The following is a 26,931-nucleotide window of genomic DNA, read 5'->3' on the forward strand; positions in this document are numbered from 1 at the left end:
ACTAAGAAAGGAGGAATATACTTTGAATAAGAGCAATAGAGCATTAACTATACTCCTTATGATAACAATGTTAGTGCAAGTGATATATTTTCCACCTAAGATTGTAAATGGAGAAGAATATAGTTATGGAGATCCTTTAGTTTATGAAGGAATAAGTTATTTGATTTCCTTTGATAGCATTAAGGATGAGCTGCCAATGGGAATAACCGAAACAAATGCAAATGGTTTAAAGCTTAATACAGAGATATGGGTAGATCATCATAAAGCTGTATATGGATGGTTTGATATAGATAGAAGTAGTGGAATGGAAAGTCCTAAATACCAGGATATAAACTCAGGAGTAAATGATAAGAAAACCACTACCCTAAATCCTAAAGGTGCATATTTTAGGGATGATGAAGGAAATCCAGTTGAATGGAGATGGTGGGGATTTTCCTTTGATGGAAATCCATATATAAACTTCTTTTTTCCTCCCGATTCCACAAGTGGCAGACCTAATGAAAACAAGAAATGGTACTACAATGTGTGGGACGTAAAGGATGAAGATAAAATAAGTGTGTTCAATACTGGAGCAATATTTAAAGGTAATGTTTACGCTAAAAAATGGATTAATGACTCTATAGATTGGGAAATAAAAAATGGGATATTTGCATTAAATAACGAATCAGTACCTAAAGAACATTTTGATGGAATGGAAAAGTATAGATATATAAATGTTCTTAGTCCTCCCACTACAGAATATTCTGGAGATGGAATAATGAGACATCGGGATAGTTCGGGAAAGGTATGGTATCAAACCTTCTCAATAAACCCTATTAAGGAAAAGGAAGAGCCTGATAAGATTAGTAATATAGAGATTAAAGAAAAGAATAATCTATTACTATCAGAGCTCATGGGAGCAATTACAATCGAGGTAACTGTAACAGCTAAATTAGAAGATGAGTTCTGTTTTGACAATATTTCTTTAGAAGAAAAATATACAGGACCTAAATATGATGAATATGAAAGATCAGTTTACTATCACAGGAAGAACATTGAGGAATGGGATATAACCTTAATAGATAAAAACCATAGTAAAATGGTCAATGAAGTGGAAGATATGAGTACTGGAAATATGGTTAAGAAGAAATTTGAAATAGTTTATACCAGGGAGGAATTAGAGAGTAATAGCTCCTTAGATTTTGAAGCAAATACCTTTATAAGCTATGATAATGGATTCGTTGGAAGTCCAGTGAAAGCTACTAACAATGCTACAGTTACAGTTGAAGAAGGGAACGGATTCAAGTCTCTATTCACAATCAACAATGATATAACAGTAAGCGAGGATGCTCCCCTTGTACCTTCTAAAATTAATTATATGAATGCTAGTGTGGGAGATATAGCAAGTTATAACATAGAAATAGTAAACGAAACGACAAAGGAAATGACTTCTGTATCGGGAAGTACAGTTGATAATGACTCAGTTAATCAAGCCTTCTTTGATATGGCAAACCCGTATATAGAAAATTATTACAACTATGTTGATGAAGAAAATGGAAATGATCACTACTTTACTGTTAGACAGACTGTAGAAAGTCCTAGGGGCAGACAAGACATATACGAGGAAACAGTGAAAATATCAGTAGATTCATATATTCCTATAGTAGTACCTCCAGATGTTAGTCTACCTAAAAGAGCCTTTGATATAGTTGAATATAAACCTAGAGATAATACAGATATGACAGATGTTGTAGACAAAAAGGTATTCGTAGATGGACAAGCAGTAGATTATAATGAGTTTTTTAGTGGAAGTTATACCTTTGGAGCTTCAGATAAAGATAAAATAGTCCAGGTTAAAATATTATATACAAGTGTTGATGATGTAACGTCTAAATTTATATCCTATGTAAGGGTACTATCAACTAAACCGAAGGTGCAGTTTAAATTAGATGGTTACTTTAAGGAGAATAGGAAGCTAACACTAGATAACACCTCAGATAATGCTAATGATCCTTATCTAATTTCTAATTACCCTATTAGCTATTCATGGAGCTATGGAGCTATAGGTGATAGTAATGATTCAGATAGAAGGATGAAGGATATTTCAGTTCTATACAAAGAGCTTCTATATAAGGAACCAGGAACCTATACAATAACGTTGGAAGGAAGTAATTCTTTAGGAAGAGTAGCAGATCCCTATGTACTTGAATTTTCTATACAAGAAGATACGACTCCAGCTATAATAATGAACTTGTGGAATAACGTTCTGGCCAGAGATGAAGTTTTAAATATGAGCTATGAAGCAGTTAGTATAGAAGGAGATATAATAAGCACTAACAGACTTGAAATTTGGTATGACAGTGGCAATGACGGAACCTTTGATCAATTAATAAATACATTTGAAGATCCGACATTATTTAAGGATTATAGTCCACCAAAGTTAGGATCATATAAAATGGTGAGCTATGTAGAAGAAGATTTTGGGCAAGAAACTATACCAGAGTTTATTACTGAAGATGACAAAGTTAGTGAAACTAAGGAAAGATTATTCTATGTACAAAACCTTAGACCTATGACTCAGCTATATGTTGATATACCACAGGATTTTCCTGAAGTAGACATATATTTCATGAATGATAAAAACTTAGCTAGAAATACAAACGATAATATCAGGAATGAAAGAATAGACTATGAAAATGAGCTAAGAAAGAATAATATACTACCTAAAATAGAAGTGTGGGATATGCACACTTATATGTACTCTAAAACAGCTTATTCTTCAAGAAGTACAGGGACCAGGTATCCTTCTTCATCTAAATCATACTCTTCAGGAGGTTATTCAGGTACTTTAAGTAGATATAAGGTAGTTGACAATGGTGAAAATGTAGATTTTGGTAAATATGTAACTAAGACAGATAGTAAAACTGCTACTGGTACAAAAAGAACTACATCTTGGAGTAAGTATGATGCAGATGGAAAAATGACAAGTTCATCCGGATCCAGTAGCACATCGTCCATTTCTTATAGTAGTGGAGGATATACAGGTACTTTACACAAAAATGGATATTCCTTTGATGGAGAGTCAAAAACTACTTATTCTGATGGCAGCTATAAAATAACTAGAAGATATACTGGATATTATTCAGGAACTGTAACTAAGACCTACCAAGTATGGGAGAGTGATTGGCGTTGGGTATCAGATTATAGGGGCTACTATTCAGGAACTGTAAGAAAATATGTAACACAACCCTATAGTAATCCCTTCAGAACATTATCTGATAAATACATTGTGTATGTTTCAGATGATTATATAAACCAAATGTCAAACCTTACAATGGTTAGAGAAAAATCGGATGCAAAATTAATTTTAGTAGGTTCAGAAGCGATAAAAAATCAAGTAGAGTATGATTACTTTATTCCTATATCGAATGATATTGGAGACTTCATGCCTCAAATAATGAATATAGTAACAACTGCAAATCCTTATGAGTTAGGGTACAAGATTATAAAGGGAGAAGCATTTACGATTAATTATGCAGATATAGATGAAGAAGGAGATCCAATTATAGAAAGGAAGTTTCAATATATACATGATGAAAATTACTATGACAATAGTGAGGGGATAGCTAGTGTTGCTTACTCGATATTTGATGAAACTCAATACTCGAACACTGAGATTACTTCTTTTAACAAAGTGGGTAAATATGAGGTCTATAGAAGGATTAAAGATGAGCCTATAGACATACCAAGCATGGGATTATATTCAAATGAACCTAAGCTTACTATATATGTACACAGAAAGCCTATAGCAAATGCAACTTTAGACTGGGATTATGATAACTCAACAAGCACATATAAGACCACATGGGTAGATAAATCCTATGACCTTGACCATGAGTTTAGTCGTCCAGATAAAGGCATAATAGAAAGAAAAATTATGTATAGAAGAAATAGTGGAGAGTGGAAGTATAAGATTCCTGATAATCTTATACCAGGTAATTATGAGCTCAGGTATTATGTTAAAGACCTAGAAGGCGTATGGTCTGAACCATATAGCATGGACTTCACATTGGCCTCAGCTCCACCGATACAATTTAGTGCGTCTGCAAGAGCTCTAGATAACAACTTTAGTTTAGCAAGCATTCCTGCCAGTGAGTATTTAGAACTATATAATATTTGGACCAGGTATCCATATTCATTAAAGTTACAAACTGCTTTATATGATGGAGGAACTAGAGTAAGCCCAATTAAAACTATTAATTACTATACAGGAACTAAAAATGATAACGATATAGATTGGGATAATATAGATTATGAAGTCCCTGCTACACTTTCTGATAAAAGTTATACATTAAAATTAACTGCAGTTGATGCAAATAATAGTAGTAAGGAGAAAGAATTAAATTATAATGTAACACTATCTACTCCAGTAGATTTATTAGTTACCTATATGCCTGAAGAATACATAACTGAAGAAGAAAATATTATGGAAGTTGAAACATCTAAATATGTTGAGGAAGTGGAAGTTACTCTATTTAAAGGGACTCCATATGAAGTAACAGAGTATATGAATCTTGAAGATAGTCAAACTAAAAAGACTTGGAACCATTCATATATTCCATCATCATCTATCCCTGAAGGAAATTATATGGCTTCAGTTACTGCAACAACATTTAATGGAAATACTGAATCAATAGATATGAACTTTAAGCTTGAGAACGTTAAGTTATTTGATTTTAAGGTAATCAAAGTAACTGATTGGGATTTTGAATCTATATGGAAGAATACAGGACTTGAAATCGGAGTAGGGAACTTGGCCATAGATGAGACAGACCATCCTGAAGGAAAATTAATGAAACGAGGATATGCATTCTACTTCAGTGTTTCATCGAAGGGACTGGATGGTCCTAATGATACTATACGGATAAGACCAAAGTTTTATGATATGAATACAGGCAATGAACTAGACATGTATTATGCAACCCATAAGGATGCATATGTATTGGCTACAAGTGACTATGGAGATAGGGACGAGAACGATAATATAAGGATATTTTACACTGGAGATTTAAATGATGATGAACTACTTGGATATCACAATGAAATTTTTCTACCTAAGAGTTTAAGAACCATTAATGGGCAAGAACAGACATGGATAGGAAGATATGGAATTCCTTCAACAGCTATTTTCGTTGAGAAAGGAAAAGAACCTTGGATTGAAGAAAATAGGATTTTAAATCCAGTCAAAGTTAATTTTGATATAGATGCATTTAAGAATGGAGCAAAGAAGCTAGATTATATTGATAGCGGTCAGTGGGAAAAAGAAAGAAGAGATAATAATGGGTTAATAATGGACCTAATAAAATATAACAAATATAGTCCAGGAGATGTAATAGTTATTGATCCTAGTTTATCGATAGATGACGATTATGAAGTAACACCAATTTGGTAATGAAAGGTGGTCCTTCCTGAAAGGGAAGGATCATCTTTTATTTATTATATAAATCAAAGAAAGGAGTGATTATTTGATTTATTCTCTAATGGCTTTAACATTAATATTTACAAGTCTTATAGGATGGCAGCTATATAGAGTTAATAAGTTTAAGAATGAAATACAAGATTTAAATAGATATAAGATTATAAAGGATGTTATGGAAGTAAGTAGTAGAGAAAAAAATATAATTAAAGGACTTAGGGATATAAACTCAGTGATACTTGAAGAACTTCAAATGGATTATAGTTCCTTTTTTATTTACAACGAGGATACAGATGAAATAAGTCTTAAAGAAACAAATTTAATTAATGAAAGGCTAAACAGAGAATTAACTGACATAAAAGAATATAGGGCAGAGTATGAAGATACTCCAAGGGACTTTAGGGAAGTCTTTGAAGAAAATAAATATATAATCCTATTTTCTGAAGTTGATTTAGAATATCCAACTGCAGGAGAAAGGGGAATTAAAAGTTCTATACTCATCCCACTTATATTTAATTCAAAAGCCATAGGATATTGGCTTATAGAAGATTGCAGTACTAAATATTCAAAGGAAATTGATAAGGAGCAATTAGTTATACTTGCTGACCAATTAGCTGCAGTAATAGCTAGTGGGCTATATACATATTTAGATCCTTTGCTAAATATTCCAAAGAGAGATTTTTTATTAGAATTTATTGAAGATAGTATGCAAAATAAGGATAAGACATCGGTTGTGTTTGCTGATATAGACCACTTTAAAAGTGTTAATGATAACTATGGTCACAATATTGGGGACCAGGTACTTAAAATTGTAGCACAATTATTTCAACAAAGTATTAGAACTACTGATATGGTAGGACGATATGGAGGAGAAGAAATAGTCTTTTGTCTTCCAGATATAAACAAAGAAGATGCAGTTAATAGGATAGAAGATATTAGAAGGAATTTAGAAAGGGCAGAGTTAGAATTAAGTGATGAAACTATTATAAAGATAACTGCAAGCTTTGGTGTGGTTACATATCCTGATGAATTTAGTGGAAAAGTACCGCCTGAAGAAATATTAAAAAAGGCTGATGAAAGAGTATATATTGCAAAAGAACAAGGAAGGAATAGAGTAGTTTATAGATAGATGGGGATCATGAATATACAAGCTATATTAAGAGAATAAAACAAAACCTAAATAAACCCCTCCTAAAAATATAGTAACTATAAGTATAAAGTGGATTATAAACCAACCTATTCTATTGTATCTAATACTATTATAATCAATAGGGTTTCGTAGACTGTCAGGTATAATAAAGGTGCTTATCCATTCAAAACCAATTAAAAATAACCACCACCAAGTATATGAATCCCAAAAATCCCACTTTACATTATATTCTATTAGATTAGTATATTGCAGTGCTAAAGTTTCGAAAAGCATACCAATATGAACTAATACCCAATAGAAAGGAATTTTCCAAAGAAAGGGTTTAGGTGCATAGTTTACTCCAACTAAGACAATGAAGGGGAACATAGTTAAAACAACATCAAAAGGCATAATTGCAAATGAAGAAAACAATCTATAGGGAAAAGAATAAAATCCTAGCCTAACAAAGATGTAACAAAGAATATTTCCACTAATAGCAGTTAAAAGATAAAGGAGGCCGTATCTTCTCCAATCTTTTCTTACTATTAGATAGGAGCCAATTAAAGAAAAAGCGATAGAAAATAAAGTAAGATAGGTCTCAATATTAGACTGTAAATTCAATTTATGTACCCCCGATCATATTAAGTTAAGGTAATAATATTATTATTAAGAAATTACATCTTAATGATAATTATAAGCAGTTGATGTTTTTTTATACTAGTTGAATTATGGTGTTCTTTAATATTGTTCTAAATAAGTATTTAAGCTATACTTAAATCTAGTAATCTAAAAAATGATACCTTGAAATCTATTTATTTATGATATAATTGATTTATGAATATTATAGGGAGGAAATATTGTGGATGAAAAAGTACTTGCCTTGTTAGAGAAAATGTATATAGAAATGCAGGAAATGAAAACAGGTTTAAAAACAGAAATGCAAGAAATGAAAACTGAGCTGAGAACAGAAATGCAACAAGGATTTGTTAAACTTGAGCATAAGATAGATGAAAATCATAAAGCACTTTACGATGGATATAAACAAAGTATTGAAGGCATAAATGAAACAAGAGAAAAATTAGATAAATTAACTGATAAAGTAGATAATCAAGAAATTAAGCTACAAGTACTGAGGACTGTAAAATAAATCATGGATATTTATTATTTAAAACGATAGAAAGAAGCTTCATAGTATGAATATGAGGCTTCTTTTTTATTTTTTTCTAAAAAGGGGGTGTAATTAATGCTTAAGAAATTAGGGAAGTTAAAGTGGGTAATTTCAATAGTATCTTCACTAGCTCCAGTGGTGCTGGGAGTGATTCTTTTAGCAGCTCCTATAGCTGGATTATATAAAGCTAAATCATATTTTATGAATCTTTTCTTTGGAAATGACAAGGAGGAAGAAGGTATAGTCTTAAGTCTGGATATAGAACCAAAGAAGCTTGAAGAAATATTAGCTAAGGTAGATAGGAAAGCATATGAAGAACTTAACTTACCAATATCACTAGACGAAATCAATAGCTTCCTAGACAGAGAAAAGAGTACATATTCCGATAATACTTTTTATTATAAAAAAGTTAGAGTCAGAGATGTAAGAAAGTACGATAGAAAGGATAACAGGACTATAAGACATAGTAATAAAATGTTAGGCTATGAGCCTTTAAAACAAGATTTTAAGGAGTTAGAGTACGAATATAGACTTCCTTGGCAGATAATATATGGAGCAAACTTCTATAAAAGTGAAGATGTAACTGAAGGTACAATGAAAGCTTTAATGCCTAAGTTTGTATATGTTTATCCTTACTCTAATCATAGTATTCCTTTTCCCAAGTCTAAAACTGCTGATGAGCAAACAGGATATGATGCTGAGAGTAAAACAGCTAAAAATCATATTATCAAGATAGATAAGTCCCTTACGATCCCATATGATGAAGAACACTCAAGATTTCTAGATGAAGATAATATGTATCTAGATAGTGAAGATAGTGACTATGGGAGGTTTGAAGAAGTAACAGAGACCAGGATAAAAAGAGAAGTAAGTATAAAAGAGACTAGTAGTGAAACAGGGAATACCACTACAAAGGAAAAAAGCAGGACAACAACTAAATATATTGAAAAGACATACCCTAAATTCAAATTACAAGGAGTAGATACTCCACTTAAGACATTAAAGTTTATTTATGAAAGGAAGCAAATGTTAAATGAGCTATATGACTATGATTACGATAGAGATAAGGTACTAGATGATAATGGAAATATTATTGAAATAACAACAAGAACATGGAGATATAGAAGTTTTGACAAAATAGTTTTAAAAGACATTATAGAGACAGACAATTCAACTAGATTTGCAAACTTTTTAGAAGAGATAGAAATAGGCGTAGATGGAGCTAATGAATTTAAAAACATTGTATCTTTATTTCCAGCTGGTTATTATGTGGCAGCAGATATACAAGGGAGTTATATTAATCAGTACCTGGATGGAGAGAGTTGGTTAACTGATATAAATGGATATTCATTTGGGTTTTTAGAAGATATAGTAATAGAGCCTTCTGAGTTATTATTACCTATACCAAGGTTTTCTCAAATAGACAAGAGATGGGCTAACTTACCCTATGGGGATTCTACTATAGGCAGAGCTGGGTGTGGACCAACGAGTGCATCGATGGTTTTGACAGGTTTATTAGATAAGGTTATTTCTCCTGTTGAAGCTGTTAAGTTTGCAATTGACAATAGATGTAAAGTAGAATCAGGAACCTCATGGAATTACTTCTCTCTTATAGGTAAGCACTATAACATCGATGTACAGCAACTAGATCCTAAAAACTATAGAATGGTTTTAGAAGAGCTAAAGAAGGGGAATCCAGTAATAGCTAGTATGGGGCCAGGACATTTTACCTCAGCAGGCCACTATATAGTTTTAACTGGAATAGATGAGGATAATTTGATTATAGTTAATGATTCCTATGACCCATTAGGTATAAAAAATAGAAGTTGGGATTTTAAGATAATTTTAAGTGAAGCTAAACAATTCTTTGTATTTAAAAAGACTTAAAATCACAACGGACCCCTACTTCAAAAGCAGGAGTCCTATATATAAATGGGCCTTTGGCCTTCCTGGGGGGATAGGAAGATTGATTGTCAATTATATAGTAACAAATAAATATGATGAAAATATGAACATCATATTAATAAATAATAACATTTAGAAATGAGGAGGATTTACTAATATGACACTTAAAGAATTTAAAGAAGCAAAATGTGATAAATTACTGAAGTATGGTGCAAATAAAGACTATCTATGGCTTACTGAATGTACAACTGTAGAAGACTTTATAAGCATGTATGGACGTGACCTTGCTGAAGATTTAGAACTATTAGAGTATAAATACGTTCTATATTATCATGAAAGTGGCAGTGTTAATGCCATAGGAGGCTTTAACAATCAGGAAGAATTTGAAAAAGCTTGTGAGTATGTAGGGAATTATTTAGATGCTCCATATTAAGAAAAAAGACTTTAATAGTTGTAAGGGAGGAACTAATGGATGAATTATATTGAGATAGACCATAGTAAAGTAGATGGATATGATAAAATGTCCAGAAAAGCTAAGGAAATATTTAATGCTGTATATAAGAAACATAATTCTAGTATTGGTATGGATAGTAAAGGACAATGGGTTCCAACTAAGGTTAAAGAACACAGCAGTTTATTAAAAGTTCACTTTAACAATAGAGAATGGTTACACTATAGTTATAATTATACTTGGTATTAATTTAAGGAGGAAATATGGAAGAATCAAAGGGTAAGAAAATAAAGAAGATATTGTACATATTGCTGGCCATAGGGACAGTTTTTTTTATTTCCTTTTTAATCTATACTATGGTCCAGTATTTGGAGGTGGCAAGAAGGGTGGAAAAGCAAAGGAATCATATAGAAGAAATTAAGGAGTTTCAAAGAAGTTCAGAAATAGAAAGCATAGTAAGTGATGATGTAGACTCCAGGAGTAATAAGGGTGGAGCTTTAAAAGAAAAACATAGAATAACTTCAGGTGGAATAGATATATCCAATGAAATATACATAGAAAATTCCCATATGCTCCTGGAATATTTCACTTATGAAGAGTATGTAAAAATAAAAGAAAATATATCGAAAGTGATCCTTCTAATTCTTCCTGAATTAAACGATTTACACCAGGAAGAAATAGAAGGATATTTTAATGAAAATTATCAGGATATTGCAAATCATTTAGGGGTAGATACTCTAGAAAATTTTCATAAATATCTAGATAGGATAAGGATACTTAAGAATAAAGAAATAGATAGAGTATATATCGATATGAATTCTATTGAGTCTTACGAAGGTATTTCATACTTTGACTTACGGATCATAGCTAAAGATGGAGTTAAGGAAACATTTAAAACTAAAGTTGTGAAAATAGAAGAGATATTCAATGTAATGGTCACAAGATAGCATGAAGGGAGGGCAAAGAATGAAAAGCAAGAGAATATATATAATATTAGGCATATTTCTATCTATACCAGGAGTAGTATTTGCCGACGATGGTGGTTGGTTCTCAAAACTCATGGAGAAGTTTACAGGATTAACCCTGGAGAAAGCTTTTGAAGGTTCATCAAGTCTTATAACTAAATGGGTACTACAAACACCATATTTAATTAATTATGAGTGGATACAAAAGGTATGGTGGTTCTGCTTTATAATTTCTATAATAATGTTAGGAGTTGGAGCAGGTATAAGTGTAGTCAAGCTATTTGCTGGTTGGACTGCTGCTGGAGCAGTGTTGACATCGATACTTATAGCTTTTGTTGGTTCTACATTATCTTTATATGGTTCAGATAAGCTCATTTCTGGCATTAACTTTGCGACCAATGAGCTAGTAAATGGTACATTGGTCACAGAATACTATAGGGGTGAGAACCAAAAAGCTATACTCGAGGAAGGTTTAGATGAAGATGATATAGGTTTTGATTCCTTTGAAGGAAAAGCTTTAATGAAGGTATCCTTTGGGGGGAATCTAACAGATGAAGAAGAGCTATATAAGACCTTCACTGGAAATGGAGGTGGAGGAATCATATTAATGATTTGGGGAATGCTTGTATTATTTCTCATAGGACTATTTGGTCAGATTAGATATGGAATCATCGGACTGCTGGCAGGAATAGCTCCATTTTGGTTTTCATCAAGTGCCTTTACAGGAGATTCAAGGCCAGCTGTAGGATACATAAATTTATTTGTCAGGAGTGTATTATTATCTGGAATATTTGATATTGCATGGTTATTTGCTACTTATACAAATAGGTCATTAGAATTTGCTGATTTAGGAAGACAAAGTATTTCGTGTTTAATATATACCATTGCATTAGTTGCTGCCATTTGGTTTTGGTTTAGGTGGGTTGTGAAGGCTGCCATTAAGCCTGCTACACTAGCTGGAGGAGCAGTTCAAAAGCATTATGGTAAAATGGGGTCTAAAATTGGTAAAGCAATGGAAGGTGTAGGAGCAAGATTTGGAATGGAAACTTTAGAAGTTAAGGGTGGAGAGATAAGAGCAACAGGGGAAGAAAGAAGTAAAATAGCAAGTGAAAAAAGAGCTGGAGATTTCACAGGAAATACAAAAGATAGGTTAGCACAAGCAAGAAATAAGTACCGATATGAAACATATAGTAAAAAGGCTAAGCAGGATATAGTTAAGGACTTCCAATATGGAAGTGGAGGAATGGTTAGAAAAATGGATGAGGTGGATACATTAGGAATAAATGAAAATGAGCTTGTTAATATGATAAGAAATAAGAATCTTGGTAGTGTAGTTAGAACAGAAAATGGCAAGGTTTTAGTTGACCAAAAGGCTAAACACAAGGTGGATAGCCTTATTAAAGATTCGTATTCAAGTGAACATATTCAATCTAAAGAATTTAATGGAGATAAGGGATATTTACTAAAAGGTGTAGACCAACATGCTGATGAACTATTAGCACTCCTAAAAGAAGAAAATATTAAACATAAAGATATTAATAATGTAGTTGTGACCAAGGAAGTTATAAAGGCTTTAGAAGAAAGAGTTAAAGAGATAGAACCATTTGATAATAGTAAATTACAGAAACTACCTGAAGGCAAAGTAAGTATTAAGATAGAGAATATTAAGGAGTTAGAAAAAGCAGAAAGGATGCTTAGTAATAACAAAGTTAAATTCTCTAATGAGGGTGGATATTTGATGTTTGATGAACAAAGATATAAGAATATGCTTCATAAAACCGATATCACCAGGGATCTTTTAAAGAATAAGAACAATGATGGTGAGATTGAATATAATTTTGAGTATAAATTTGATGATAATAAGAGAAAGCAATTAATGGACACTCTTAAGGACCTAGATGTAAGCTATAAAGAAAAGGAAATCCTATGGGTTGATGAAGATAGCAAAGATAGAGTTCTAGATAAGATTGTTACAGTTGAAAAAACTAAGAGAAAAAGGGAGCATAAGCAGTATGCTAATCTGCAGCTTGGGAAAGGACAATTCTATGATGATATTTATGAAGAGATAAATAAAAAATATCCTGAAGCTATTTTAAATAAAGGCAGTAGAAATAAAAATCAAGGAAATATAATCATTGATAATGAGTATATGGAGAAGATCAAAGATATTGTTAAGGATTATGAGAATAAAACACCATACTGGAAGGATTCAACTGGTGCATATTATTATATTGACAGCAAGCTCAAGATGGTAGTTAAACATTTAAATCCACCTGGGAACGGAAGATATATGGGTTTATATAAAGAATAGAATGGAGGATTAATATATGGCACTTAGAGAAAGATTTGTATCTGCAGATATTCAGGAAGATATAAAAATAATGAAAGTATTTCCAATGGGGGCTTTAAAGTGGCTAATAGCAGTTTTTATAATATCTATTATAGTCTCTTTTATATTTTTTGGTCCTATAATGAGAATTGTATTTGTAATAGGTTCAAGCTTTATGACAGTTTTTATTTTCTCAGCTGATATACCAAATCAAACAAGGAAAGTGAAAAGTTACTTTAGCTCAAAACATAAAATTAAAAATTTTAATTCAGTTATAGGAATTGATGAGTTTGATGCCATCTCCAAGAAAGATTCAAAGGAGATGGTATTTTTAGAATACGAAGTTGAGCCTTGGGAAGTGTCTGAAGAAGGAACAAAGGAAGCTAAAGCTAGAAAGTTTGCTCAAGATGTAATGGCTGCAGTAAGTCTAGGAGGAGAAGTATCTATATATGCAACATGCTCTAGCGAAGATACAAACGTACTTGAACGTAGATTAGAGAATCTAGAAAACTTATCAGGAGGAGTAAAGAAACTTGAAAACAATAGGATTGAACATCACTATAAGTTATCTAGATTTGCCAGTAAAACAAAATATAAGATTAGAATCGAAAGAGATACAAAGAAAAACATTGAGGAAGAAGTAGAAGACATAGGCGAAATGATAAGCTTTGATGGACAAGTTATTGGCGGGGACTCAGTTAAAGAATATATTAAAAATCAGCTAACTCCTGATTCTAAAATAAAAAGGGGTAAAGGAGGAGACATAAATGATTGATTTAAAGTTGATGTATAAGAAGGCAAAACTAAATGATACCTATGTAACAACATTACTGATTACAGACTTTCCAGATAGAGCTGTGCCAGGATTTATATATAACCTTACTCATGGAGAGTTTGCACATACTAAAGATGAAAACAAAAGGATTAGTGTTAATGTTGCTACCCATATAAGAAAAGCTCAGGTAAAGTTTGATTGGCAAATGAATGCTAAAATGAATAGACTTGATAGGAATATTAATGCTTCAAACACAGGGAAGATAAGTGACAAGCCTAGGGAAGAAGAAGTTAAGGCTTTAAATAGTATCCTTCATTTTAGGGATGGTTCAGGAAGTGATAAATATGTAGAGCTATTCTTGTTAGTAACTATATCTTCAGATGATAAAAGACTATTTAGAAGAAGACTGAGAAGTTTAAAGAACATGCTTAAAGACAGTATGAAAATGAAATATAAAGAACTTGCTATGGAACAACACTTAGCATTGTCGGCTGCATGGGCTGGAGGAAACAAAAAATTATTAGATAAATATCATGGAAGAATAATGGATATGGATACTTTAGCTGCCTTTTATCCTTTCTTAGATGGTTCTATAAGCCATAAAAAAGGCTGTTACATTGGTCATAGAACTAAAGATGGCACTGCAGTATATAAATCCTTTACAGATACACCTGATGACCAGAACTTTATTGTAACAGGAAGAACTGGATGGGGTAAGTCAACAGAACTTAAAGCTTTGGTTGAATCAATGGAAAATCAAGGAATGAAGGGATATATTTACGATGTTGATGGTGAGTATTATGAATTATGTCAGGAGTTAGGAGGACTATGGATAGACCTCACCCAGGGAAGTGGAAAATTCATTGATCCAACTTACATAGAGAATTCAATTTTTAATGAAATAGACCCAACAAACTTGAGTGAGACTGACTATAAAAAGGCTAAAGAAGCCGACGATGCAAGATATTCAGAAGCTTCTCACAATACTTTAGGAGTTATCGGGTTATTAGTTGATAAATTCACTGCTAAGAAAAGAAATGCTGCTGCATATGCACTTTTAAAAATGTGGGAAAATGCAGGAATTAAAGAAGAAGAACCAAGCACCTGGAGTACTAGGGAAGGTTTAGGAATTCATAAGTGGTATGAAATACTAAAGGAGCATGCTAATTCAGATGATGAAGATATTCTCCATAAAGAAGGAGCTAGATTACTTCATGAAGATTTATGGAATTACTTTGAAGGGGTTGATAAAAACTTATTTAAAAATGCAATCTCTCCTGATTATATAAAGAATACTGAGTTAGTAGTATTTCATGTTGCTTCAACCATAGAAAACGCTTTGGATCAGCAAATTGGTGCTGCCAAAATGGTAATGGCATCCCACATGGCCTGGGAGCAGATAAAAAGGGACAGGCTTAAAAAACAGAAGTTTAGCTTTTCAATATATGAAGAAGTTCAAAGACTTATAAAGAATGATTATGCTGCCATGTCAATATATAGGGATACTACAACAGGAAGAAAGTTTAATCTCCAATGTATGATTGGTTTTAATGACCCATCAATCCTCTTTCCTGATAATAAGGGATTATGGGACAATACAAAATACAAAATACTCTTTACACTAGAGAAAAACACAATAGAAGAGTTAGCTGATAATGGAGCTATGCCAAGGGAAGTAATAGACGAGTGGTTACAGCTCGAAAAGTATCAATTTATACTAGCTGAGAAAACTGAGAAAGGTAATGCATATGACATTTTAAGGGCAGAGCTTCCTGATAGTGAACTTAAGTTATCAAAGACCAGGGGACTTAATTAATAGAGATAATGAATTATTAAAAGGTTAATAAGATGTAAACAGGGTGTAATTAACACATTATTAATATACTAATTACACCCGCAAAAGAAAAGGAGGACAAATATGTTAGAAAAAAAAGATGGAAATAGGGTGAAGTTAAAATTTAATAGTTTTGAGGATACAAAGAATGAACTAAATGAAAGTATGACTTATAAATCAAATGAAAGTATGAATGAGCAATCTAGAGAAGAAGAACCGATTAATAAAGAAAGTATTGGAAGGCCTTATAAAAATGAAAAAGATAAAAGGGACAAGAGAGTATATTCATATTTAACTGAAGATGAAAAAGAAAAGTATTATAGATATTGTGCTTCTATTAGAAAGGATGCTTCAGATGATTTAAGAGAATATATATTAGGGTGTATTAACCAGTAGGTATTAATTACACCCAAACAAGATATTAATTATACCTTATTAAGGTGTAATTAATGATTAATAGATGTTATTTACACCCAACTAAGGTGCTAAAAGGGTGCAATATAATAAAGGATGTGATTAAATGGAAACTAAATTAATCATAGCTTTAATAATAATTTTAATAGCAGTTATATTTGTTAAAGCTGTAAGCAAAGTCCCAAAGATAGTTTTTATGACTATCCGAGGGATTTCTTTAATATTTGGGATTATAGCAATATATAAAAATTGGGATATAGCTTATCCAGTAATAAAAGAATTTGGAAATGACGTAACTAGTAAAATTATAGAGATTGGCAAGTTGGCATATTTTACTGTAATAAACAATGCAGATAAGGTCTTGTCAGAGATTCCAAATAAAATAAACTAAGGGAAGGTGAGAATATGAAGAAACAGAAGGACACAAAAGTCAGTAATGGTGGACTTATAGAAGAATTAATAGAAACAGTACTAAAGGTACTTGTAAATATAATTGTTTTCTCATTAGTGGCCATAGTATCAGCTTTGGTTTATCTGAAGGTCGAAAAATTAAATATTTTAATACCTAGATATAATTCACTGGCCATAGATATTATCCAAGTAAGTGGGGTTTTAATAGGAATTTCACTCTTATTAATGAATATCAAACTTGTAGGAAAGGCATTACTTAAAGTTTTAAAGCAAATATTGAAGCTCATAAGAATCCTACCGGAGAAATTTATTAGAAGTATATATTACACCTTAAGAAAGAAAACAATCGAAGAACCTATAGGTGATGAGTTAAGGGAACCTACAGAAAAGGATAAAAAAACACTAATGGAAAAATGTCCACCCCTGGTTCTATTAAATGAACCAAAAGACATTAATATGGGAAATAAGGATGAATTGAGAAACCTATTGTCTATGACATTTAATAAATATGATCTTAATTTTGTAAGGATCAAGGAGGTTTTACCAGGTCCAACTATTACAAGATTTATTTTAGATATAGGTGAAGGGAAAGTATCAGAAATAACAAAATATGAAAAGGAAATGGCCATGACTCTTGGGGTTAATTCAATATACATAAAACCTAGTGCTAAGGGACTAACTATTGAAGTACCAAATAGAAAACGTTCTAAAGTATATCATAGGGAAGTACTAGAAAATTTTATGAAGCATAGAGATATAAAAGAACTTTTAGAGATTCCTATAGGAAAGACTGCAACTGGAGAGCTTCAGGTTCTAGATATTGCTAAATGTCCTCATCTTTTAATAGCAGGAGCCACAGGATCAGGGAAAAGTGTTTGTATAAATACAATATTAACAAGTATCTTATTTAAAGCTAGACCAAAGGATGTAAGGTTATTATTAATAGACCCTAAGATGGTTGAATTAAATGAATATAATGGAATCCCTCATTTACTAAATGATGTTATAACAGAACCTAAAAAGGCAGCCAAGGCTTTAGAGTGGGCTATTAAGGAAATGAACAGAAGATATCAAGTGTTTGCAAAGGCAAAGGTTAGAAATATCAATAGATATAATAGTAAGCCAAACCTACCTAATATGCCTTTAATAGTAATAGTAATAGATGAGTTAGCAGATCTAATGCTTGTAGCAAAGGATGCTATTGAAGATAAAATCCAAAATCTTGGGCAAAAGGCAAGAGCGGCAGGAATACATTTAATAGTCGCAACTCAAAGACCTTCTGCAGATGTTATTACAGGAACCATTAAAGCAAATATTACTGGGAGAATTGCTTTTTCGGTAGCTTCAAATGTTAATTCTAGAATAATACTAGATACAAGTGGAGCAGAAAAGTTACAGGGTAATGGAGATGGTTATTTATTAACTACAGAAATGCCAATGCCAGTAAGATTCCAAGGTTCATTCATAGACGATGAAGAAGTAGAAAGAGTAATTAAATGGTGGAAGAATAGAAGGGGACAGAGGTCTTCAGATAATTTAGAATTTGATTTTGATGCACAAAAAGATATAAATGAAGCTTCAGAGTATCAGGAAGAACCAATAGATAGAACAGAAGAAAAACAGAAAATCGAAAGCATTGAAAATACTAAGGAAGAGTATTCTGAAGCAGAGCTTCGAGTAAGGATATACATTAATGAAATAGCATATCATTCTGATGAGGTAGAAATCACACTTCCTTCAACAGATGTGATGAGAGAAGAAATTGGTATAATGAAAGCAAATTTAATAAATATTATGAACAAGTTAGAGAAAGAAAAACTGATCGAGAAAAAAGGAGCAGGTCGTGGAGCTAGGACCTATTTGTTAATTCCACAAGAAAAAGCCTATGATTTTTTAGATAAATATTCTCCTAAATCAGTAAAAGAATAGTTCTAAAAACAGTTCTAGAACTATTCTTTTAAGAAAAATATTAACATAAAATGGCGTAAAACGCATATTTTTAAAAAAACGAGGTATATACTATTGTAAAGAACTATTTATTAGAACTGTTTTATTTTACAAAGAAATTCAGGAGGAAAATATGAATAGAAACAAATTAAATATAAGAAAACTTTTAGGATCTTTAAATAAATTTGAACGTGAACATTCTATTAGAGTTTCTCTGTACGCTGAAAACTTTGGTAGAGTTTTAGAACTTAATGGTCATGAAGTAAAAGTGCTTTCTAATATAGCCTTATTACATGACGTTGGAAAAGCAAGAATTCCTATAACCATACTTGAGAAACCAGGAAAGCTAACTGACGATGAATATACGATGATAAAGACCCATACAGGAGCAAGTGAAGATATATTAGTTAATAGTCCTGGACTAAATCAATATGCACATATAGCTAAAGCACATCATGAAAGATGGGATGGTGAAGGATATCCTGATAAGCTGAAGGGAGAAGAAATACCTTTATATTCTAGAATTATATCTATAATAGACGTCTATGATGCTTTAGCAAACAAAAGAGTCTATAGAAAAAAAGTTTTCACAAAGAAAGAAGCACTAGATATTATTAATCAAGGAAAAGGAACACAATTTGACCCAAATATAACTGAAATATTTATAGAAAAAGTTGAGAGTATATTAGATATAAAGAAGAATAATAAAACAACTTCTTTAGGTGAAAGGAAATATAAAATAGGGTAAATGAAAGTTAATCTAAAAAGTAGACTAACTTTCCCGAATGTAGTTCGAAAAATAGACTGCGTTCTGAAAAAGCGTAATAAAATAATAGAATTTTATACGATGTGCTCGCCCATGGACGAGCAACTTTTAATATTTTATATAACAAAAAAAGAGTGGCCAGAAGTTTTGGTAATGGTCACTTTTTTTTTTGAAATATTGCCAATGTATCATACTAAAATCAAACTATTGAAATAACTCATCTTATATCTTCCTTAATTTACGCTATTAATACTTCTCTATGATTGATATCAAGAATTGAAATTTTGCATTTTCCTCCTAAATTATCTTGTACCACTTTCTCTAGCTCCTCTAATGCATTCTCAAATTCTATAATCCTATTTTCATTAACTAATTCAATACATAGGAAGGCATTCTTTGTATTTTCTGTAAGCATTGTCCTTACAGATTCACGCCAATTCCAGCATCTACAAATAGCTCCTTCATTATCTTTGTATATTACCTCACCTTCATATGGTGGTTCACTTTTATCCGTGCCTAATGTAACAAAACTTTCATTACCGTCTGCCTTCGTCAATCTTATATCACCATTAAATTTCTCTATATCCTCGCCACCGCATGGTAATGCATATTTTAATGATATAGAATTATAGATATCTACTAGGGGGTTAATAGTTCCTATATGTTTTCCATTATGAACTCTCTTTAGTAACGCTTCTATAGAAGACCTTGCACCTTTTTTTGTTTTAAATTTTTGAAACGCTTCTCTCCATACTTTTATAACTTCGTTACTGCTAAATTGTGGGTTCTTAAAATATTTTAAAGCTTCCTCTTCTGCATTTGAAATTAGCTGTTCGTATTTTTCATTATCTTTGATTGTGTTGTCAATATCACTACAGATAATAACACCTATTTTAGCATTAGGAAATAGACTCCAAAAATCATCTTCAATTATAAATTTCTTCATTTTTATTCCTCCTCATATAATTTAAGTATTATTCTCCTTATCATTTGGAAATAAGAATTAAGCCTGTTATACACAGTATCACACCTGAAACAGCTGTAAGTGAAATGGTTTCTTTATAAATCAAAAGGCCTATAGGAATAAGCAAAAGCGCTACCAATGTATTTGATAAAAGCCCAGCTATGCTTATATTCCAGCCTATTCTATATGATAACAAGAATCCCAATTCCAAACCTACTACTGCAAACCCTAATAGAAGACTTGACCAATTTATGGTTCTAAGCGATTGACTTAAGCTGGCATCAGGAACAAAAATAAAGAAAGATACTATAGATACAGCTGAGGCAGAAACATAAGTAACTATTAGTGTAGCAATAGGGTTTAAATTAGCTGGTGTTGATTTTTGAGACAAATGATAAAATAAACTTGATAAAACTATCAAACCAATCGGTAAATACTTTGAAACCATAATCATCACTCATCCCTTTACTAATTTCGTATATTCATCATAAAAGAATAAAAATAAAAAATCCCGAGAAATATTATTAAAGTATCTCCCAGGCTTTTATCCTTCCGTGTACACAGTTACCTGTGCGTTTTCTCTCGGACCAGCCAGTTATAAACTGCGGAACCCTAGAAAACTAATTTATATTAATTTTTTAATCATTATATAGTCTGTTTGTTCTTCATCACCCATATAGAAAGAGTGGGCATCAGTTTGAACAAATCCCATTTTCTTATAAAAAGCAATAGCATTTTCATTTTCTTCCCATACACCTAGCCAGATTTTCTTCTTATCAAGTTTTTTAGCAATTTCTAAAGCTTTATTAAGTAAATATTTACCAAGTCCATGTTTTTGAAATCTGTTTTTTATATAAATCCTTTCGACTTCTAGTAATTCATCACCCATTTCTTCAGTTTGAGCATCATTGATATTGACCTTTAAATATCCAGCTAGTTCATCATTAAAATAGATAAAAAAGAATTTTGAATAATTATTGGATAATTCTTTTTCTAACTGCTTTAGGTTAAATGACCTTTCCAAATAGGCATTTATGTTTTCTGGTGAGTTCTGATCCTTAAATGTCTCATTAAAGGTTTCATAACTAATTTCTTTAAGTTTGTGTACATCCTCAATAGTACACTTTTTAATATTTATAGCCATTTAAATGTTTCGCTCCTTCCATAAAATCAATATTCTCTTTTGTTTCCCTTTTTTACAAACTCCCAATCCTTTTCGACATTTTTTCTTACTCTTTGCAGAAGATTGGAAATAGTTTCTGTTTCTTTGTCGGAGAACCCCTTTAGTGCAACAGTATTGGAGTAATCATTCTCTCTTTTTATAAAAACATAAACTTTTTTCCCTTTCTCTGTTGGGAATAATTTATTAACTTTTTTATTATCTTTATCTTCCTTCTTTTCAATAAAGTTATTAAGTTCAAGTTTTTTTATGGCACGAGATACAGTTGTTCGGTCTACCTTTATCATCTCAGCTAGCTTTTCTTGAATTATTCCTGGATTTTCACATATCCTTACAAGGTATAAATACTGACCCTTTGTAAGATTATATTCTTTAAATTCTATATTACTTATAGAATCTAATGCTCTTGCAATCATTCCAATTTCACGAAGAATTTCTTTCATAGTAAACTATAAACTCCTTAACTTGTATTTTGTTGCAAATGCAATAAAAATTATTTATATATAGATTAACATGTTTTTATTGCATTTGCAACAAAAATAATAATAAAATAATAATACTATCTCTAAAAGGTGATTTGATGCAGTTCCATTGTGCATTACATAAGATACAACTTCAAACAAAAACTCTTTAGCGTGTTTTCTACAAATTATGCTGCTATGCCTTTTTCATTTTTTAGGATGTTTTCTAATTCTATATATTTATAAGGAATAGTTTTTTCCACTTTCAATCAAAAAATGCAATCATGACGAGCACAATGAAAATTAAGGGGGTACATTTACTAGGGACATATCTTTTAAAGCTCTTAGAATCCAATTTGAAGTGTCGATATTTAGTTAACTCTAATGAATCTTTTATTAAGAACTAGATAGTGTGTAGAGAAGAAAAAACATACTGTTAATTGATGTCATCATAAATGATAAATGTAAATTATACTCTTTATTCGTTTACTATTAATGAGCTATTAAATAATTACACCCTTTACACAGAACATACGTTCCTATATAATTTTTATATAGAAGGGAGTTGGGTAGAAATGAACAAGAAAACAGTACAAATTACAGATAAGCAATTAATCATTTTTCTAGTTTGTAAACAGTTTAAAGTTGTAAAAGTTGAAAGAGATCCTGGAGGAAATAGAAGTATCATTGATTTTGAAAACTCCGAAAAATTAAACCAGGCATTACTTGATTATACCAATAAAGAAAGCAGTGTAAATATAGCAGACTATCTATCTGCTGAGAAAAGAGTTAATAATATTCTATATTTCAATAAAAATAGAATGGCTATATAATCTCTCATATTCTTCTTTCATCACTCAAATTCAATAACTAATAATAGGAGTGATGAATAATGTTAAGAAGTCCCTTATCATGGATGGGTGGAAAATATCGATTAAGAAAAGATTTAATTAAGCTTATACCTAATAACCATACTTGCTACGCTGAAGTATTTGGTGGAGCCAGTTGGGTATTATTTGGAAAAGAAAAATCTGCAGTAGAAGTTTATAATGATATAAATAGGGATTTAGTGAATTTCTTTAGAATACTTAAATATCATCCTGATGAACTTAAGAATTGGATTGAAAAGGATGTAGTAAGTCGAGAGATATTTAATGAATATAAAGATATTCCTGGTAAGTACTTAACAGATATACAAAGAGCTGTCAGATTTTATTACTTAAATAAATATAGTTTTGCAAGTAAAGGTGATTGCTTTGGTTATGGGACTAGCAAAAGACCACACCAGGGCATATTTGATACGTCCCTAATAGATAAAGTTCGAGATAGACTAAGTAATTGCTATATTGAGAATATATCCTTTGATATATTGATAGATAAGTATGATAATGAAAGAACGTTCTTTTATTGTGACCCACCTTATTATGAAACAGCACAATACAAAGATAAGTTTTATAAAGAAGATCATTTGAAATTAGTTAGTTTATTAAAAAATATCAAAGGTCAATTCATGGTTACTATAAATGACCATCCTGAAGTTAGAGAATGGTATAAGGAATTTTATATTAAGGAAGTAGATGTTGGATATTCAGTTTGTAGAACAAAGAAGGGTAGAAGACGTTTTGGTGAGCTTATAATAACTAATTATGACTCTGAAGATATACTGCAGAAAAAAGTGAATGTATAAATAAAGTTTTATTGAGAACGTACTTTATATTTATAAATTAAGAAGGTACATCCTTTCCCCCAGGAGTACCTTCTTTTAACTTAATAACTGAAAAATAAAATTTTTTCAAAAAAAGTTTTGGAACGTACATTAATACGTGCTAAAATATGTTTAAAGGAAGGAACTAAAAATGAAAGCATATTCTTCGAGGGAAATAATTAAAATACTTAAAAGGGATGGATGGTACTTTAAAAGAGCAAATGGCGACCATTATCAATTCATACATCCATCTAAAAAAGGAAAGGTTACAGTTACACATCCAAAAAAAGATTTGCCTATTAAAACAATAAACAGTATTTTAAATCAGGCAGGAATTGAATTAAAGTAGATTCTTTCCTCTCCCTAATAAAAGAATATGATGATAAATATATAGTTAAATGTTATATAAAAGGAGGAAGGAATATGTACAAAAACAGATATATCTATCCAGCCATTTTTGATTATGCAGAAGATGGAATTTCAGTAGAGTTTCCTGATATACCTGGTTGTTTGACTTGTGGTAAAACCACTGAAGAAGCCTTAGCAAATGCAAAAGAAGCTTTAGAGTTAAATATGTACGGAATAGAAGAAGATGAGGAAGAAGTTCCTAAACCATCTGAGCCTTTGGACATAAAGCTAGAAGATAATCAATCTATTGTACTAATTGAAGTATGGATGATTCCAGTAAGGGACTATATGCGAAATAAAGCTGTAAAGAAAACATTAACTATTCCAAGCTGGCTTAATGACATGGCTATTGAGAATAAGGTTAATTTTTCGCAGATTCTAAAAGATAGCTTAGAAGAATATTTAGGAGTTAAGGAAAAGAGACGCTAACCAGGGCAAAAAGTCCTGGTTTTTTTTCTGCTAGTAATATATTTTTCTCCTTCACAAACTTTTGGTTATAGAATATGAGAGCTTTAACTGAGGAAGGTAGTATTAGTCTTTATGTGAAAATATAAGGCGCATATTGTTGTAATATAACGAGTGTGTCCTATACTGCTAAGGTGCTTCTTAAATTATATCAGGTGTTTAAACAACAGTGATCATAATTGTTTAGTTTTGTACTAAAGATTATTTAAAAATAAGTTTGTAATAAATTTTCAACTGGCGAAGTTAGTTCTTTTAAGTGAAGCTCTAAACAAAAATGTTAGAATATCCAACATTTTTGTTGTATTATCTATCAATGATGGATATAATGTTATTAAGGGGAGATGATATTATGAATAAAACATTATGTAATAGATTAAAAAGTGCTAGAAAAAACCTAGGGTTATCACAAGAATATGTTGCTAAATTAGCTAATTGTCATAGAACTACAATTACAGCAATTGAGCTAGGCACGAGAAAAGTTACAACGGATGAACTAGTATTTTTTTCTGAATTATATGGTATAAGTTCTGATGAATTACTTTATGGTACGCAAAATAACACTGATATTAAGATGTTTGCGAGAACTTTTTCTTCTTTGTGTGACAGCGATAAAAAAGAAATCTTTAATCTAATTGAATATAAACAAAGAATGAAAGAAGGAAAAACGCAATATGATAGATAGTTTTAACTTTAAGCCATATTTTGATACACCAGAAACTCTAGCTAATAAGTTTCTTGATGTTTACTTTAATGATACACAGCCCTCTTATCCTATAAATCCATTTATGATATTGGAAGACTTAAATATAGTTTTTCAATTTAGAGATTTTAAGGAGTTAGAGGGCATTTATATTGTACCTGAAGACGAGGATGACATTCCAGTAGTAGGCATAAATAATAAGAGACCAATTTCAAGGCAGAGGTTTACAGCTGCACACGAAATATGTCATCATATCAAAGATAGGAATGTAGCTCGAATATGTCCTATTGGAAAAAAAGATGAAATAGAGAAATTTGCTGATAAATTCGCTAGTGAGTTGTTAATGCCCAAATTTGAATTAGAAGCACAGGCAATTAAATTTGAGAAAAATGGATATGTTGAATTTGAAGATGTCATAATAATTTCAGATTATTTTGGAGTAAGTTTTGAATCATGTGTATTTGCTCTTGCATACAAATTAAGGAAAATAGATGGTGACATTAGAGCCTCTGAATTAAAAAAACGTATAAGAAAATTCAAACCCGTTAAAAAAAGAAAGAAATTAGGATTGAAAAACTATGATATAAATCTATTAAAGAATGTTATAGAATCGTATACATATTTTTTAGATACTAGGAGTCCAGCAGTATGGTACAAGTTTAAAAACAACTTTGTATATAATGAAAACAAACTAGAAGGTGTAAATATTGATTATCCAGATATTGCAGAGATAGTTACTGACCTGAGAGTAAATAATACACAAAGTGATTACTGTACATCTGAATATAAAGATATCATTGAGGTTGTTGGACATGCTTCCCTGTATGATTACCTCATAAATACGGAAGAGAATATATCAGTATACAAAATTCTAAAATTACATAAGTTATTATACCAGTATGCTCCATATTCTGAATATGGTGGCAGTACTCGTAAGACCAATAATTATGTATCTAGTTCAAAATTTGAGACAGTTGATTTTAATGAAATTGGAAATAGGATGTTTGAGTTAGATCAGGAGCTTAATCAATTAATAAAAAACAAAGATGAAATCAGTTTATGTGATTATATAGAAATGTGTGTGATGATTCATTATAAAATTACTATTATTCACCCTTTTCATGATGGAAATGGAAGAGTATCTAGAGCAATGTTAAATTGGCTCTTAAAGTTGAAAAACCTGCCCCCGATATATTTGAGAGCAGACAAGAAAGAAAGATATTATGATGCTTTAATGACAGCTGATACAACTAATGATTACGACCCATTATATGAGGTGTTTTATAGGGCTATACTATCGTCATTAGTTGAGTTAAACACCAAGTTTGAACTCTAGATATTAAAAGTACTAAAGTTTATGAATAGGAAAAGTGGAATGGATATATTCTTCGTCCATTCCACTTTTTAATTTCAATAAGTACACTTTATGAAACACTTTAAAAGTAATAGCGATACATATTTCAAAAAGTATACAAACGACATTTGAAACATTTCAATAA

General features: G+C 31.2%; 25 protein-coding genes and 1 riboswitch. Of the genes, 20 read left to right on the forward strand and 5 right to left on the reverse strand.

Annotated features, from left to right (window positions below):
• Positions 1-22 precede the first annotated feature (22 nt).
• Positions 23-5,431: an Athe_2463 domain-containing protein gene (locus JMO20_RS02020; RefSeq protein ID WP_202707679.1), complete on the forward strand. Its 5,409-nt coding sequence runs from the start codon at positions 23-25 to the stop codon at positions 5,429-5,431.
• A gap of 88 nt (positions 5,432-5,519) precedes the next feature.
• On the forward strand, positions 5,520-6,584 hold the full coding sequence (locus tag JMO20_RS02025) for a sensor domain-containing diguanylate cyclase (RefSeq protein WP_202707681.1): 1,065 nt from the start codon (positions 5,520-5,522) through the stop codon (positions 6,582-6,584).
• A 27-nt stretch (positions 6,585-6,611) separates the two neighbouring features.
• Here the strand turns inward: JMO20_RS02025 and JMO20_RS02030 are convergent, their stop codons facing one another.
• Positions 6,612-7,205: a CBO0543 family protein gene (locus JMO20_RS02030; RefSeq protein ID WP_202707683.1), complete on the reverse strand. Its 594-nt coding sequence runs from the start codon at positions 7,203-7,205 to the stop codon at positions 6,612-6,614.
• A gap of 238 nt (positions 7,206-7,443) precedes the next feature.
• Between JMO20_RS02030 and JMO20_RS02035 the strand changes: the two genes are divergently transcribed.
• From JMO20_RS02035 to JMO20_RS02090, 12 genes are all read left to right on the forward strand, one after another.
• Positions 7,444-7,731: a hypothetical protein gene (locus JMO20_RS02035; protein ID WP_202707685.1), complete on the forward strand. Its 288-nt coding sequence runs from the start codon at positions 7,444-7,446 to the stop codon at positions 7,729-7,731.
• Positions 7,732-7,827: 96 nt separating this feature from the next.
• Positions 7,828-9,639, forward strand: a complete 1,812-nt coding sequence (locus tag JMO20_RS02040) for a C39 family peptidase (protein WP_202707687.1) — start codon at positions 7,828-7,830, stop codon at positions 9,637-9,639.
• 175 nt (positions 9,640-9,814) lie between these two features.
• Positions 9,815-10,090, forward strand: coding sequence for a hypothetical protein (locus tag JMO20_RS02045; protein WP_202707689.1), 276 nt, complete (start codon positions 9,815-9,817; stop codon positions 10,088-10,090).
• A gap of 39 nt (positions 10,091-10,129) precedes the next feature.
• Positions 10,130-10,357 carry a hypothetical protein gene (locus JMO20_RS02050; RefSeq protein ID WP_202707690.1) on the forward strand — a complete coding sequence of 76 codons (228 nt, stop codon included), beginning with the start codon at positions 10,130-10,132 and terminating at the stop codon, positions 10,355-10,357.
• Positions 10,358-10,371: 14 nt separating this feature from the next.
• Complete coding sequence (locus tag JMO20_RS02055; protein WP_202707692.1) at positions 10,372-11,055, forward strand: hypothetical protein; 684 nt, start codon at positions 10,372-10,374, stop codon at positions 11,053-11,055.
• A 19-nt stretch (positions 11,056-11,074) separates the two neighbouring features.
• On the forward strand, positions 11,075-13,384 hold the full coding sequence (locus JMO20_RS02060) for a rhoptry family protein (RefSeq protein WP_202707693.1): 2,310 nt from the start codon (positions 11,075-11,077) through the stop codon (positions 13,382-13,384).
• Positions 13,385-13,400: 16 nt separating this feature from the next.
• A complete protein-coding gene (locus JMO20_RS02065; protein ID WP_202707695.1) occupies positions 13,401-14,177 on the forward strand; it encodes a hypothetical protein in 777 nt (258 codons plus the stop codon).
• Entirely contained in the window at positions 14,170-15,993 is a 1,824-nt protein-coding gene (locus JMO20_RS02070) for a type IV secretion system DNA-binding domain-containing protein (RefSeq protein WP_202707706.1), read from the forward strand. Before JMO20_RS02065 ends, JMO20_RS02070 begins: the two co-directional genes overlap by 8 nt.
• A gap of 102 nt (positions 15,994-16,095) precedes the next feature.
• Positions 16,096-16,407: a hypothetical protein gene (locus JMO20_RS02075; protein WP_202707708.1), complete on the forward strand. Its 312-nt coding sequence runs from the start codon at positions 16,096-16,098 to the stop codon at positions 16,405-16,407.
• Between the two features lie 124 nt (positions 16,408-16,531).
• Entirely contained in the window at positions 16,532-16,816 is a 285-nt protein-coding gene (locus JMO20_RS02080; RefSeq protein WP_202707710.1) for a hypothetical protein, read from the forward strand.
• Between the two features lie 14 nt (positions 16,817-16,830).
• Positions 16,831-18,765 carry a DNA translocase FtsK gene (locus tag JMO20_RS02085; RefSeq protein ID WP_202707712.1) on the forward strand — a complete coding sequence of 645 codons (1,935 nt, stop codon included), beginning with the start codon at positions 16,831-16,833 and terminating at the stop codon, positions 18,763-18,765.
• A gap of 151 nt (positions 18,766-18,916) precedes the next feature.
• Complete coding sequence (locus JMO20_RS02090; RefSeq protein ID WP_202707714.1) at positions 18,917-19,531, forward strand: HD-GYP domain-containing protein; 615 nt, start codon at positions 18,917-18,919, stop codon at positions 19,529-19,531.
• A 256-nt stretch (positions 19,532-19,787) separates the two neighbouring features.
• Here JMO20_RS02090 and JMO20_RS02095 read toward each other — a convergent pair whose 3' ends face one another.
• The 4 genes from JMO20_RS02095 to JMO20_RS02110 form a co-directional block, all read right to left on the reverse strand.
• Entirely contained in the window at positions 19,788-20,495 is a 708-nt protein-coding gene (locus JMO20_RS02095) for a B3/B4 domain-containing protein (RefSeq protein ID WP_202707716.1), read from the reverse strand.
• A gap of 40 nt (positions 20,496-20,535) precedes the next feature.
• On the reverse strand, positions 20,536-20,961 hold the full coding sequence (locus JMO20_RS02100) for a hypothetical protein (RefSeq protein ID WP_202707718.1): 426 nt from the start codon (positions 20,959-20,961) through the stop codon (positions 20,536-20,538).
• A gap of 83 nt (positions 20,962-21,044) precedes the next feature.
• Positions 21,045-21,140: riboswitch (guanidine-I (ykkC/yxkD leader) on the reverse strand.
• Positions 21,139-21,657, reverse strand: coding sequence for a spermidine/spermine N(1)-acetyltransferase (paiA, locus tag JMO20_RS02105; protein WP_202707720.1), 519 nt, complete (start codon positions 21,655-21,657; stop codon positions 21,139-21,141). It overlaps the preceding riboswitch by 2 nt.
• A gap of 26 nt (positions 21,658-21,683) precedes the next feature.
• On the reverse strand, positions 21,684-22,136 hold the full coding sequence (locus tag JMO20_RS02110) for a MarR family winged helix-turn-helix transcriptional regulator (RefSeq protein ID WP_202707722.1): 453 nt from the start codon (positions 22,134-22,136) through the stop codon (positions 21,684-21,686).
• A gap of 593 nt (positions 22,137-22,729) precedes the next feature.
• Between JMO20_RS02110 and JMO20_RS02115 the strand changes: the two genes are divergently transcribed.
• From JMO20_RS02115 to JMO20_RS02140, 6 genes are all read left to right on the forward strand, one after another.
• A complete protein-coding gene (locus tag JMO20_RS02115) occupies positions 22,730-22,987 on the forward strand; it encodes a DUF5659 domain-containing protein (protein ID WP_202707724.1) in 258 nt (85 codons plus the stop codon).
• Between the two features lie 59 nt (positions 22,988-23,046).
• Complete coding sequence (locus JMO20_RS02120) at positions 23,047-23,841, forward strand: DNA adenine methylase (RefSeq protein WP_202707726.1); 795 nt, start codon at positions 23,047-23,049, stop codon at positions 23,839-23,841.
• 169 nt (positions 23,842-24,010) lie between these two features.
• Positions 24,011-24,208, forward strand: a complete 198-nt coding sequence (locus JMO20_RS02125) for a type II toxin-antitoxin system HicA family toxin (protein ID WP_202707728.1) — start codon at positions 24,011-24,013, stop codon at positions 24,206-24,208.
• A gap of 74 nt (positions 24,209-24,282) precedes the next feature.
• On the forward strand, positions 24,283-24,696 hold the full coding sequence (locus JMO20_RS02130) for a type II toxin-antitoxin system HicB family antitoxin (protein WP_202707730.1): 414 nt from the start codon (positions 24,283-24,285) through the stop codon (positions 24,694-24,696).
• 310 nt (positions 24,697-25,006) lie between these two features.
• Positions 25,007-25,414, forward strand: coding sequence for a helix-turn-helix transcriptional regulator (locus tag JMO20_RS02135; RefSeq protein ID WP_202707732.1), 408 nt, complete (start codon positions 25,007-25,009; stop codon positions 25,412-25,414).
• Positions 25,404-26,768, forward strand: a complete 1,365-nt coding sequence (locus tag JMO20_RS02140) for an ImmA/IrrE family metallo-endopeptidase (RefSeq protein WP_202707735.1) — start codon at positions 25,404-25,406, stop codon at positions 26,766-26,768. The genes JMO20_RS02135 and JMO20_RS02140 overlap by 11 nt, the downstream gene beginning before the upstream one ends.
• The last annotated feature ends 163 nt before the right edge of the window (positions 26,769-26,931 follow it).

Origin of the sequence: Sporosalibacterium faouarense, from assembly GCF_016765695.1 — a bacterium.
Taxonomy (GTDB): Bacteria; Bacillota; Clostridia; order Tissierellales; family VENL01; genus Sporosalibacterium; species Sporosalibacterium faouarense.